The following is a 12,943-nucleotide window of genomic DNA, read 5'->3' on the forward strand; positions in this document are numbered from 1 at the left end:
CAAAAAAGAGGCTGACTTCAGCCTCTTTTTTTATTAACAGGCACCCTATATCATTCAAGCTGGATTTGCCATATAATTAAGATATTTGATTCCTTTATGCAAGGAGGAGTAGAAGCTGGAAATGAATGCCGCAATGAGAGATAAGAATATCGTGCTGATCGGGTTTATGGGCGTCGGGAAAACAACCATCGGTCAGCTTCTGTCAAAGAAATTAGACCGCGACTTTATCGATATCGACCAGCAGATTGAAAATGACTTTCAAATGACTATTCCGGAGATGTTTAAACAAAAAGGGGAAGCGTTTTTCAGACAGACTGAAAGAGAATATATTTTTCAGATGTGCGAACATACAATGGGCAGCATCGTATCTTTAGGGGGAGGCGCTTTCCAACAGGAGGACATCAGAAAGAAGTGTCTCGAACACTGCTTTGTCATCTTTCTTGATTTAACATGGGAGAGTTGGAAGCAGCGGATGGATCTCTTGATTGAGAACAGGCCGGTTCTTCATAACCGCTCAATCGAAGAAATGAAACAGCTGTTTAATGAGAGAAAGAGCATGTATGCATTCCACAACTTGAAAGTCGAAACAGATCACCGGTCTGCCGAGGAAACGGCCGACTACATTGTGGAGATGCTGGGGCTTAGCTGATCTTAAACAAACGTTTAATTAAGCTGTTTCTATCGCTGTGTCAATATATTGAGCCAATGATTTGTCTGATCATAGGCTCTTTCGGTCTTGTTTGACCGTTTGGCGTCCCGCCGCCATAAAAACGGGCAGGCCGAAGATACACGGCAGCCACTTCTCTGGATAAGATCTTTTCTGGCTCTGCGACCGCAAAAAAGTCGCTTAATGCCTGAGCAGACACTATAATGTAAATAATAGAAACGATAAACTGGCGGTGCACTTATTATGAAACAGCGAATTCAAGAAGAACTGAAAAACATTGAAGCGACATACGGTGTTAAAATCCTCTATGCGGTTGAATCGGGCAGCAGAGCCTGGGGCTTTCCCTCACAGGACAGTGATTACGATGTCAGATTTATTTATGTCCATCAAAAAGATTGGTATCTGTCAATTGATGCAAAGCGCGATGTGATTGAACTGCCGATTGACGATTCTCTCGATATCAGCGGTTGGGAGCTGACAAAAGCGTTAAGATTGTTTAGGAAATCAAACCCTCCGCTTCTCGAATGGCTTTCCTCGGGAACGGTTTATTATGAAGCCTATTCGCTGGCGGAAAACATGAGGCAGCTGAAAAGCCGCGCCTTTTCTCCAGTCTCCTGCATGTACCATTATCTCAATATGGCATCAGGGAATTTTCGCCACTATCTGCAGCGGGAAGAAGTGAAAATCAAAAAGTATTTTTATGTGCTCCGCCCAATTCTGGCTTGTCAGTGGATTGAAAGCCGCCGGACGGTTCCTCCGATTGAATTTCAGGTTTTGCTTAACGAACTTACGGAAGATGGACCGCTGAAAACGGAAATCCAACAGCTGCTTGAGAGGAAAAAGAAAGGGGAGGAGTTCAATCTTGAACCTCAAAACCCTATCCTCCACGCATTTATTGATCGTGAATTGGAGCGGCTTCAGACGGTTGCCAAAGCATATAAAACAGATCATGAAGATCTGACGCAGGAGCTTGACCGGCTGTTTAGAGAAACGCTAGACGAGGTGTGGGCATAACATAATATTCCCTTTAAGTATTCTTAAAGGGTTTTTTCTTTGCATTCATAGGGAAATGGTTGAGTATAACAGAAAGCGTTTTCAAATAAAGCGGCGCGGAACGGCAGAAAGGGCATTCGCAAAAACGGGTTCGCCGAAAACGCATCCTGTTCTTTACCGAAGTTTCTTCCTGATTCTATTGTCGTATACCATCCAAGTTTTAGGAAGAAAGTTTCTGAAAAAATCCCAGCAGATGTAAAACATTGTGGAAAAACCACAAAAATCGTCAGCTTTTTTGTTTTTTCGAAATATTGTGAATCGACCCTTTGCTCTTATAAAATTAAGAATATAAAGAAATATTTCATGAGATGGCGGGGTGTGATAATGGAAGTGATAACAAGAGACTTTTTCCTATTCTTATCTAAAAGCAGCATCCTGAATCGCCTGGCGAGAAATTGGGGGAGTTCCGTCGCGACCGGAAAAATTATCGGAGGAAAAGATTTTGAAGCTTCAATTCCGATTATTAAGGGGCTGAACGAACAAGGGTTGACTGTCACAGTTGATCATTTGGGCGAATTTGTAGACAGCAGGGAAGTCGCAAGGGAACGCACGCAGGAATGCATTCGGGCCATTCAGCTGATTGCTCAGGAACAGCTTAATTCACATGTTTCATTAAAGATGACGTCACTGGGGCTCGATATTGACCTTGACCTTGTCAGGGATAATATGACCAGCATTCTGGAATGTGCTGAACAGCACAAAGTGATGGTTACAATCGATATGGAAGATGAAGTACGCTGCCAAAAGACGCTTGACCTCTTTAAGGAGTTCAGGCAGAAATACGAGTATGTCAGCACGGTCCTGCAGGCTTACTTGTACCGGACCGAACAGGATTTGGAGGAGCTTAATCCGTATAATCCGTTTTTCCGTCTTGTGAAGGGAGCTTATAAAGAATCGCCACAAGTGGCGTTTCCTGACAAAAAAGATGTGGATGAGAATTACAAAAAGCTCATTAAAAAGCAGCTGCTGAGCGGCCATTACACAGCCATCGCAACTCATGACGACAAGATGATTGATTACACCAAAGAAATTGCGAAAGAGCATCAAATCGGCAAAGACCGCTTCGAATTTCAAATGCTGTACGGGATGCGCAGCAAAACTCAGCTGGAACTGGTGAAGGAAGGCTACAATATGCGTGTGTATCTTCCTTACGGAGACGACTGGTACGGATACTTTATGAGACGGCTTGCCGAACGGCCTGCCAACATCGCTTTTGCGTTTAAAGGCATGACGAAGAAATAAAACGATAAAAAGGGGAGATTAGCATGACAACACCTTACAAACACGAACCATTTACAAATTTCGGGATCGAAGAAAACCGGAAGGCATTCGAAAAAGCTCTGGAAACGGTAAATAACGAATGGCTGGGTCAGTCCTATCCTCTTGTTATCGATGGAGAAAGGTATGAAACGGAAGACAAGATCGTATCGATCAATCCTGCAAACAAAGAAGAAGTTGTAGGCACGGTATCCAAGGCTACTCAGGATCATGCGGAAAAGGCCATTCAGGCGGCTGCGAAAGCGTTTGAAACTTGGAGATACACAGATCCTGAAGAAAGAGCGGCTGTTTTATTCCGCGCGGCTGCCAATGTGCGCCGCAAAAAGCATGAGTTTTCTGCGCTTCTAGTCAAAGAAGCAGGTAAACCTTGGAATGAAGCGGATGCGGATACGGCAGAAGCGATCGATTTTATGGAATACTATGCGCGGCAAATGATTGAGCTTGCGAAAGGAAAGCCGGTTAACAGCCGTGAAGGCGAACGAAATCAATATGTGTACACACCGACTGGTGTAACGGTTGTTATTCCGCCTTGGAACTTCCTGTTCGCGATCATGGCCGGAACGACGGTTGCGCCGATCGTGACAGGAAACACGGTTGTTCTGAAGCCCGCAAGCGCAGCGCCTGTTATTGCTGCCAAGTTCGTTGAAGTGCTTGAAGAAAGCGGACTTCCAAAAGGAGTAGTCAACTTCGTCCCTGGAAGCGGAGCTGAAGTCGGGGATTACCTGGTGGATCATCCGAAAACAAGCATCATTACGTTTACAGGTTCAAGGGAAGTCGGAACGCGCATTTTTGAGCGTGCAGCGAAGGTTCAGCCTGGTCAGACACACTTAAAACAAGTGATTGCTGAAATGGGCGGAAAAGATACGGTCGTCGTTGATGAGGATTGTGACATTGAATTGGCTGCACAATCAATTTTCACATCTGCCTTCGGCTTTGCAGGCCAAAAATGTTCAGCAGGTTCACGGGCTGTCGTGCATGAAAAGGTATATGACGAAGTATTGAAGCGCGTAATCGAAATTACGGAGTCCAAGAAAGTCGGAGAGCCTGACAGCGCGGACGTTTATATGGGACCTGTCATCGACCAGGCATCGTATAATAAAATCATGGACTATATCGAAATCGGAAAAGAAGAAGGCCGCTTAGTCAGCGGAGGAAAAGGCGATGATTCAAAAGGCTACTTCATCGATCCGACGATCTTTGCCGATCTGGATCCGAAAGCCCGGTTAATGCAGGAAGAAATTTTCGGACCTGTTGTTGCTTTCTCAAAAGTCAGCAGCTTTGATGAGGCGCTGGAAGTTGCCAACAACACCGAATACGGCCTGACAGGCGCGGTCATTACTAAAAACCGCGACCATATCAACAGAGCAAAACAAGAATTCCATGTCGGAAATCTGTATTTCAACCGCAACTGTACAGGGGCGATCGTCGGCTACCATCCGTTTGGCGGTTTCAAAATGTCGGGAACTGATTCTAAAGCGGGCGGCCCTGATTATCTTGCGCTTCACATGCAGGCGAAAACGATCAGTGAAACGTTTTAAGGTGTAAGAAAAGGGGTTAAACAGGGGGACGAAGGCAGCCTTTCATAGGCTGCCTTCAAAAAAAGAGAAATTAGTCTAAAAATTTAGATAAACGGCAACTTGGGGGGAGATTCTTATTCAGAACGTACAATTGATCATTTCCATCGTGATTTACATGGTAGGGATGCTTTATATTGGGTATTACGCTTACAAACGGACAGCAAACCTCTCAGACTATATGCTTGGCGGACGGACGCTCGGGCCTGCTGTCACGGCGCTCAGCGCCGGCGCATCAGACATGAGCGGCTGGCTTTTGATGGGGCTGCCGGGCGCCATGTTTGCAACAGGCCTGAGCGGTTCATGGATTGTCATCGGCCTTGTACTCGGTGCATGGGCGAACTGGATTTTTGTGGCGCCGCGCTTGAGGTCATACACCGAGGTAGCAGGCAATTCGATCACCATCCCTGCATTTTTAGAAAACCGCTTTCATGACAAATCAAAGATCCTGCGAATATTTTCCGGAGTCGTCATTATTACCTTTTTTACGTTTTATGTATCATCAGGAATGGTTTCCGGGGGCGTTTTATTTAACAGCATGTTTAATTTGGATTACCATACAGGGCTGTGGCTCATTTCGGGCGTCGTCGTGGCTTACACGCTTTTCGGCGGGTTTTTGGCAGTCAGCTGGACGGACTTTGTCCAAGGTATCATTATGTTTGTCGCGTTAGTTCTTGTTCCGATTGTGACGGTCATTCAGACGGGAGGACCTGGAGAAGCCTTCAGCGAAATCCAGTCGATCGATCCTAACCTCCTCAATATTTTTAAAGGAACGAGTGTCCTTGGCATCATCTCCTTGTTCGCATGGGGCCTCGGCTACTTTGGACAGCCTCACATTATCGTGCGCTTTATGGCGATATCCTCTGTCAAGGAAACGAAGAAAGCGCGCCGGATCGGCATGGGGTGGATGATCTTTTCAAGTGCGGGCGCACTGCTGACCGGATTGCTCGGTATTGCGTATTACTCGAAGAATGGGCTTCACTTGGATGATCCGGAAACGATCTTCATTCAATTGGGGAACATCCTGTTTCACCCTCTGATCACAGGCTTTTTAATCTCGGCGATTTTAGCAGCGGTTATGAGTACAATTTCCTCCCAGCTGCTAGTTACATCAAGTTCTCTAACTGAAGATTTATACAAAACGCTATTTAAACGCTCTGCATCTGACAAAGAACTCGTCTTTTTCGGACGGCTTTCGGTTCTGGCGGTTTCCATTGTCGGACTCTGTCTCGCCTGGACAAAAAACAATACGATTCTCGGTCTTGTCAGCTATGCTTGGGCGGGTTTCGGCGCGTCGTTCGGCCCAGTGATCATCTTAAGTTTGTTTTGGAAGAGGATGACAAAATGGGGGGCGCTTGCCGGAATGGTTGCCGGAGCAGTTACCGTTATCATTTGGGCGGAAGCCGGACTTTCCGATGTTCTTTATGAAATGATTCCGGGCTTTGCCGCCAGCTTGCTGTTTGTGTTTGTCGTCAGTCTATTGACATCAAAACCGGAGCAGCAGGTGCTTGATGAATTCGAGCAATACAAACAAACACTGCAACGATGATGGAGATGGGGAACCATTCTCCGTCTCTCTTTTTATAGGCCTTCTCCCCCCTTCTAACAGGGGATTGATCCCATTTTTTTAAAAGTCGCATATAAGTCTATACAAGAGTGTAAAGGAGAAGTATGATTAAGTTAAAAACGAGTAGGAGAAAGGATATGGAAGAGCTATTAGAACAAGTTGTTTCTCTTTCAAACATTAATGAGATCATTGACTTTATCAGCGGCGAGCTGAAAAAGCCGGTCATACTGGAAAGCGCAGATTTTTTCTTATTAGCTTATAACTCCTATTATATTAACCATTTTGATGCAGCAAACCAGCAAACGATTTTCTCCAAAAAATGTCCGCTGCCGATCTTTGAAAAGTTCGTCGAAGAAGGCATTATTGATCAATTGAAAACGATTCCGACTCCTTTTAGGGTAAAACAGATTGAAGAAATCGGGTTAAACCAGCGGGTTGTCGTCAGCGCCAAGTATAAAGACGAAATTATGGGCTATATCTGGGTGCAGGAGATTGAAGACGACCTGTCTGATGAAGAGCTTGATTTCTTATACAAAGCATCCTTTCATGTCGGGAAGATCATTTATAAGAAAAAACGCCTCAAACAAGAAAAAGAAGAACAGGCGGAAGAGCTTTACAAAAAGGCAATTAACGATCAGTTTCAAACGGAAAAAGAGCTGAAAGCCGCCGCCGATAAGGCGAGCGTTGTCCTGCCGGCCGTGTTTACCGTCATGGTGCTTCAAGTCGTTGACGGGGAGGATGAACTGCTCGAGGATCTGAAGGAAACGATTCGGTCTTATTTAAACCTGAAAGATAATATCAGTCACGTATTGGAGGATCATTCGAATATCGCCATCATTGTCGGCAGTGTGTCGCGCAAGCGTTCCGCGCTGGCTGCGGCCTCAGAACTGATCAACCGTCTGTTGACCCATTTGCGCTCGCAAATGCTGCCTCTTATTTTAATCGGGGTCGGCAATGAGTACAGCAGCCCGCTGTCCCTTGGCAGAAGCTACAGAGAGGCGCTCCAAGTGACGAAAGCAGCGGAAATCACGGGAAGCCAGGAACACATTCCCTATGAATACCAAAAGCTCGGGCTTTTCAGGTATCTTGATCAAATCGCCGCAAAAAACGATCATCTGCAATATTTAAACCCGGACCTTCAGCTGCTGAAAGAAAAAGATAAAGAAAGCCACACCGAATTTTTGAGAACGCTTGAAATTTATCTCGTCAACAACTGCAAGGTCAAGCCATCCGCAGAACAGCTGTTTATCCACCAAAACACGCTCAACTACCGTATCAAACAAATATTGGAAATGACATCGATCGATCTCAATGATTTTAATACTAGATGTCAATTGTTTATCGATTTAATGCTGATGAAGAAAGCAGGCTACAAATCGTAAACAGAAAAAGAAAAGCCGGTGCATGAAGTGCCGGCTTTTAATATGTCCGATAAACGTAAGGATCTTTCGGCTCTTTTATAGGAGACCAATCCTTCACCTTCATCACAGGAATCGTAGATTTGAAAGGCTGATAGTATTCGGAAGACAGCGTTCCTTTTACATGGAGCCACTGATCGTCTTTAATATTCGTATGTTCAGGGAATTCGACCAGCATACCGTAGACTCCCGAGTCGGCGATGCAATGAATGATTCCGAAGCGGAGAACAAACAGCTGTTTATCATTGATCGCTTCCCCTTTAAAGGCAAAACCGTCGAATTCGATCGTTCGGTCAAGGAATTCTCCCGGATATTGATAGATCGTTTCCATGCCCTTCAAAAAATCATCGTCTTTTAATGAAATATGCTGTTTTCCTTTATAATTTTTCAGCGCTTTATTCATCAATTCATCGTACCCTTCCTCGCCGTAGTAGATGCTTGTATCAGGGCGCAGGTACTGGGTTTGGGCATAATGCTCCGGCTGTTCGATCGCTTTGAACGAGAAGCCCTTCGACTTGACGATATTGGAATCAAGCGTCGCTGCCGGCAGAAAAAGTCCGGTGCATAAAGGGAAGATGAACACGAAATAAATGAACATCCTTTTCAGAAAAGGCTTATCTTTTTCATGATCGTGATCATGGCCGCATCCGCAGTCGCGGTCACATCCTTTTTCGTCTGAGCCTTTCATATAAATGTAGAATTGCACCGCTGTCAAAATGGACAGAAGAAAAATAGCGATGTATGAAAGGTAAGCATATTTCATATTAATATATTTTGTCAGATTGCCGGATGCATGAAGATGAAAAAAGAAAAACGTAAACAACATTAAAATGAATGTGCGAAACATGTTCTCACCCCTTTACCAACAGTGATCCGGCTAAGACAATAACGGCGATGTAGGCGATTAAGACAAACACAAAGCGTTTTTTAAAGATGCCGAGCATCATCAGCAGATTTTTGATGTCCACCATCGCCCCGAATACAAGAAAGGCGATAAGTGAGCCGAGTGAAAACGTACTGCTGAAAGAAGAAGCAATAAAAGCGTCGACCTCTGAACAAAGGGACAGCACAAATGACAGCACCATCATAACAAGGGAGGAAGATACATCATTCTGCCCGATCGCCAAAAGGGTAGATGTTTTAATATACGTCTGCATTGCCGCTGCGACAAATGCGCCGATGATCAAATATTTTCCGACTGAGAAAAACTCGTCAACTGCATGGCGGAGCGTCCCGCCGAGCTTTTGCAGGAAAGACTGGTTCACATGGGCATGGTGGTGATGGCCGCGTGTCCCGTTCTCGATCAGCTGATTCCCTTTAAATTGATAAGAGATGATCAGCCCGGCAATGAGAGACACCGCAATCGCCAACCCGCCGCGATAGAACACAACATCCCATTTGTTCCCGAAAGCGATGAATGTCGAGAATAACACAATCGGATTGATGATCGGGGCCGTCAGCATGAAGGCGACCGCTGCGTGAAGCGGTACGCCCTTTAAAAGCAGCCTGCGGGCAATCGGAACGATGCCGCACTCGCAAGCCGGAAACAATACCCCGGCAAATGTCCCTGACAAAACGGCGAGAAATCGGTTTTGCGGGATGATTTTCGCCATCATCTCCTCCGTCACAAACATTTGAATCAAACCTGATATAAAAACCCCGATCAAAACGAACGGAATCGCTTCTATTAATATACTGATAAATATTGAGTTCAGCTGCAGAAAGGATTGTGAAGCCACAAAAAAACCTCCGCGCAAATGCATATTTTTAGTTTCAATCTAGCATTATAACATAAATTGAAAAAGCGGTTTTGTGCGGCGGGGTCAGATAATGGGAGGAGCAGAAGTGACAGAATCAATACATATAAAATCCATACACAGCCTTGAAGGGGAATGTTATGATAAGAATATTCAAAAAATGAAAAGAAGAGGGGAAAGACAAGATGCAGCAGCCTTATGATATGCCGCTAGAACAGCTTTACCAGTATAAACCGGAACGGACGGCACCGGCTGATTTTGAAGAGTTCTGGAAGGGTTCATTGGAGGAATTGTCAAATATAAAAGCGGAGCCTGAGCTTGAACCGCATGAATATCCGGCTGACGGGGTAAAAGTCTACTGGCTTACATACAGAAGCACCGGGGGAGCGCGAATCAAAGGCTGGTATGCAGTACCCGACCGCCAAGGGCCGCATCCTGCGATCGTCAAATATCACGGCTATAACGCCAGCTATGACGGAGACATTCATGATATTGTCAATTGGGCTCTTCACGGTTATGCGGCATTCGGTATGCTGGTCCGCGGGCAGAGCAGCAGTGAAGATACAGAGACCTCTCAACACGGACATGTACCCGGCTGGATGACAAAAGGAATCCTCGATCCGAAAACATATTACTACAGAGGGGTCTATTTAGATGCCGTACGAGCAGTCGAAGTGGTCAGCGGTTTTGCTGAAGTCGATGAAAAGCGGATCGGAGTGATCGGGGCAAGCCAAGGAGGCGGGCTGGCTGTCGCGGTTTCGGCGCTGTCCGATATTCCAAAAGCAGCCGTGTCCGAATACCCTTATTTAAGCAATTTTCAACGAGCGATCGATATAGCGATCGACCAGCCTTATCTCGAAATCAACTCCTTTTTCAGAAGAAACACCAGCCCGAATATTGAACAGGCGGCTATGCGGACCCTGTCTTATTTTGATATCATGAACCTTGCCCAAGCGGTCAAAGCGCCCGTTCTCATGTCGATCGGACTGGTTGACACCATCACACCGCCATCCACCGTCTTTGCGGCTTACAATCACTTGAAAACGGATAAAGAAATAAAAGTGTACCGCTATTTTGGACACGAATACATCCCGCCGTTCCAAACCGAAAAGCTGGCGTTTTTGAGAAAGCACCTGAAATGAATAAAAGCGAACACCCGGTAAAGCCGGGTTTTTTTATGTCTTGATTTAAGAATATATCGTATTATAAGATATAATTAGAGAGGGTGATGAAAGTGAATACGGAGAAAATCATAGAAATGATGAATCAGGACTGGACGGATATTTACTACCATCTGCACACAAAGCATGATGATCATTTGTCTCACCACGCGGTTCGAATGCTTCAGCATATCGAAAAAAACCGCTTGGTGACCATTGGTCATTTAGCAAAATTATTGGATGTCTCTCATAATACGGCATCAGAACATGTGAAAAGACTGATACAAAAAGGACTTGTACAGAAAAACCGGGACAGCAGCGATGAACGCAAAGTCTACGTCACGTTAACGCCTGAAGGTGAAGAAGCAGTGAAACGGCATACGAGACTTCATCCGAAAAAACTGCAAAAGGTGTTGGAGCAATTAAATGAAGAAGAAGTCGAAATGATTAAAACAGCATTTTCCTTGTTGAGCCGGGAGGCAAAATCATGTTTTTAATAGTGAAAATCGGGGTTTCTGCAATATTGATCGCCATTATAACCGAAATTGCACGAAAATCGCCTGAAATGGGTGGAATGATTGCGGCATTGCCTCTTGTCAGTCTGCTGAGTTTATTTTGGCTTAGTGTACAAGGGGAATCTTTAAAGCATTTAAGCCAATTCGCGAAAGGCGTGCTATGGGGGTTTCCCGCCACGGCGGTTCTCCTTTTGATCGTGGTTTTGAGTTTAAAAGCATCATTTCCGGTTGTCATTTCTGTTGTGTTTGGAGTATGCGGATGGGGCGGGTGTTTAATGCTGCAAAAGGCTCTCATCCATGCGATATTCGGGTGAAGGGGAATGGAATAAGAAGCCGCTTGTGCTGCCGCACAAGCGGCTGAAACGATCAGGGAGCGGCATACCCCCCTGTATGAGACTGTCACGTATAAAGCTTGGAGTAATAAATCATCCTCGCCGGAAAAGGAACGTCTCTGTATGGCCCCTCGGGCGGGATGGATGTCGACAGAAATCGGAAATAATGGCTCCCGAGTATTTTTAAGTTTATCGGATAAGTCTGGACGGTTTCAGGAGCGAGTTCATAGGAGAATGCTTGAGCTTTAGATTGACTGACCATGAACTTTTGATATTCCCCGTTTTCAAAGCAATATAAATAGCCCTTTAAATGATGCGCTTCCTGGTTGACCAAAGAGATATACAGATCTTCTCGGCCGTTTTTTTCAACCGGGTTTCCTGCTTTGTCAGACAAGTAAATCAATCTTGTTTGAGATGGGCTGCCGCTGTTCATTTGACAGTTAACAGGTTCAATGCAAGCAGGATGAGTCGAGAGCCGGTCAGAATGCGGGGCATGTGAAATCAATTCAAAATAGTAGGGTGCTACATCGTCGGCATCCCGATTCCATTTGCAATCGTGCTCTGCCTTTGGGTCGAACATGAAGGACTGGGTGATGATATAAACGATGTGTCTGCCCGCAGGAACATGCTGGAGCCTGATTTTGATTTCCTTGGACGAATGAGCGGGAACGATGGATGGAAAGGTTTGCGAGGGCCGGTCATTTCCTTCAAAGAAAACGGATATATGGATGCGGTCTTCGGCATTCGTATGGTTGCAGCAGACGTATGATGCTTGGAAATGGCCTGATGGATCGGTTTGATAGCTTAATTTGTTTCTGTCGATCGTATAAAGGTGATCTGCGTGAAAATAAGTCGATCTGAGGATATGGATAATACCGCCTCCGTTTCACAGTATGGAAAGCCGCCGGAGCACCCGGCAGCTTCTTGCTATTTTTTGATATAAACCTCTGTCCGCTTCTCCAGGAAATCCTGGAGCAAAGCGATCGCCGAGCAAACGGCCCAGTAAATCAAGGCAACTAAAATATACATCGTCATATAGTCGAACTCCCGTCCGCCTACGATTTTAGCCTGTTGAAACAATTCAGGCACGGTGATCATGGCGGCGAGGGAAGACGCTTTAACGAGATCAAGCATTACGTTTGCAAGAGGCGGGAGTGCAATTCTAACCGATTGAGGGACAATCACGTGGCACATCGTCTGCCAGTAGGAAAAGCCGATCGATTTTGCAGCGTCCCACTGCCCTCTGTCAACGGACGACATTGCCGAGCGGATAATCTCGGCAATGTATGCGGCGCTGTTCATGCTGAAGCCGATTAAGGCAGCAGTCAAAGCCGTAAATTGGATTCCGATATAAGGAAAGCCAAAATAAAGAATAAATAGAATGACAAGGATCGGAACGCCTCTCATAAACGAAATATAGATTCTTGCCGGCCAACGAAGCAAAGAGATCTCCGACATGCGCCCAAGCGCGATGAAAAAACCGAGAATTAAACCGGCAAACATGCTCGCAAATGAAATAAAAAGCGTATTCCATATGCCTTGCATCACATAAGGAAACGATTTCGCAGCCAATTCTGCATTAAAAATATACTCCCATTGAATAGAGCCCAATTGACATCCCT

At 45.4% G+C, this 12,943-nt stretch carries 14 protein-coding genes; 10 read left to right on the forward strand and 4 right to left on the reverse strand.

Annotation, left to right across the window (positions count from 1 at the left end; translation table 11 throughout):
- The first annotated feature begins 121 nt into the window (after positions 1-121).
- The 6 genes from MHH76_RS02055 to MHH76_RS02080 all read left to right on the forward strand — a co-directional run bounded on the left by MHH76_RS02055 (position 122) and on the right by MHH76_RS02080 (position 7,521).
- Positions 122-649 (forward strand): shikimate kinase, encoded by a 528-nt coding sequence (locus tag MHH76_RS02055; protein ID WP_043054042.1) that lies wholly within the window; start codon positions 122-124, stop codon positions 647-649.
- Between the two features lie 261 nt (positions 650-910).
- On the forward strand, positions 911-1,681 hold the full coding sequence (locus MHH76_RS02060; RefSeq protein WP_020450079.1) for a nucleotidyltransferase domain-containing protein: 771 nt from the start codon (positions 911-913) through the stop codon (positions 1,679-1,681).
- A gap of 369 nt (positions 1,682-2,050) precedes the next feature.
- Positions 2,051-2,962, forward strand: a complete 912-nt coding sequence (locus MHH76_RS02065) for a proline dehydrogenase (RefSeq protein WP_173401204.1) — start codon at positions 2,051-2,053, stop codon at positions 2,960-2,962.
- Positions 2,963-2,985: 23 nt separating this feature from the next.
- Positions 2,986-4,536, forward strand: a complete 1,551-nt coding sequence (gene pruA, locus MHH76_RS02070) for an L-glutamate gamma-semialdehyde dehydrogenase (RefSeq protein ID WP_023855681.1) — start codon at positions 2,986-2,988, stop codon at positions 4,534-4,536.
- A 130-nt stretch (positions 4,537-4,666) separates the two neighbouring features.
- Positions 4,667-6,121: a sodium/proline symporter PutP gene (gene putP, locus MHH76_RS02075; protein ID WP_026580502.1), complete on the forward strand. Its 1,455-nt coding sequence runs from the start codon at positions 4,667-4,669 to the stop codon at positions 6,119-6,121.
- A 155-nt stretch (positions 6,122-6,276) separates the two neighbouring features.
- Positions 6,277-7,521 carry a PucR family transcriptional regulator gene (locus MHH76_RS02080; RefSeq protein ID WP_043054043.1) on the forward strand — a complete coding sequence of 415 codons (1,245 nt, stop codon included), beginning with the start codon at positions 6,277-6,279 and terminating at the stop codon, positions 7,519-7,521.
- A gap of 37 nt (positions 7,522-7,558) precedes the next feature.
- Here MHH76_RS02080 and MHH76_RS02085 read toward each other — a convergent pair whose 3' ends face one another.
- Entirely contained in the window at positions 7,559-8,404 is an 846-nt protein-coding gene (locus tag MHH76_RS02085; protein ID WP_043054044.1) for a TIGR03943 family protein, read from the reverse strand.
- 4 nt (positions 8,405-8,408) lie between these two features.
- Entirely contained in the window at positions 8,409-9,320 is a 912-nt protein-coding gene (locus tag MHH76_RS02090; RefSeq protein WP_043054045.1) for a permease, read from the reverse strand.
- Positions 9,321-9,499: 179 nt separating this feature from the next.
- Between MHH76_RS02090 and MHH76_RS02095 the strand changes: the two genes are divergently transcribed.
- The 3 genes from MHH76_RS02095 (at position 9,500) to MHH76_RS02105 (ending at position 11,303) form a co-directional block, all read left to right on the forward strand.
- Positions 9,500-10,456 carry an acetylxylan esterase gene (locus tag MHH76_RS02095; RefSeq protein ID WP_035337279.1) on the forward strand — a complete coding sequence of 319 codons (957 nt, stop codon included), beginning with the start codon at positions 9,500-9,502 and terminating at the stop codon, positions 10,454-10,456.
- Positions 10,457-10,542: 86 nt separating this feature from the next.
- Entirely contained in the window at positions 10,543-10,971 is a 429-nt protein-coding gene (locus MHH76_RS02100) for a winged helix DNA-binding protein (RefSeq protein WP_043054046.1), read from the forward strand.
- On the forward strand, positions 10,962-11,303 hold the full coding sequence (locus tag MHH76_RS02105; RefSeq protein WP_020450088.1) for a DUF3147 family protein: 342 nt from the start codon (positions 10,962-10,964) through the stop codon (positions 11,301-11,303). The genes MHH76_RS02100 and MHH76_RS02105 overlap by 10 nt, the downstream gene beginning before the upstream one ends.
- Before the next feature lie 85 nt (positions 11,304-11,388).
- Here the strand turns inward: MHH76_RS02105 and MHH76_RS02110 are convergent, their stop codons facing one another.
- The gene (locus tag MHH76_RS02110; protein WP_224066819.1) at positions 11,389-11,715 is read right to left on the reverse strand and encodes a hypothetical protein; all 327 of its coding nucleotides are present in this window, start codon (positions 11,713-11,715) and stop codon (positions 11,389-11,391) included.
- Between the two features lie 213 nt (positions 11,716-11,928).
- On the opposite strand from MHH76_RS02110, the gene MHH76_RS02115 reads away from it, so the two are divergent.
- Positions 11,929-12,090, forward strand: coding sequence for a hypothetical protein (locus tag MHH76_RS02115; RefSeq protein WP_023855674.1), 162 nt, complete (start codon positions 11,929-11,931; stop codon positions 12,088-12,090).
- 158 nt (positions 12,091-12,248) lie between these two features.
- Here the strand turns inward: MHH76_RS02115 and MHH76_RS02120 are convergent, their stop codons facing one another.
- Positions 12,249-12,932: an amino acid ABC transporter permease gene (locus tag MHH76_RS02120; RefSeq protein ID WP_043054048.1), complete on the reverse strand. Its 684-nt coding sequence runs from the start codon at positions 12,930-12,932 to the stop codon at positions 12,249-12,251.
- Positions 12,933-12,943 lie beyond the last annotated feature (11 nt).

Origin of the sequence: Bacillus sp. FSL L8-0193 (assembly GCF_037976065.1) — a bacterium.
Taxonomy (GTDB): domain Bacteria; phylum Bacillota; class Bacilli; order Bacillales; family Bacillaceae; genus Bacillus; species Bacillus paralicheniformis.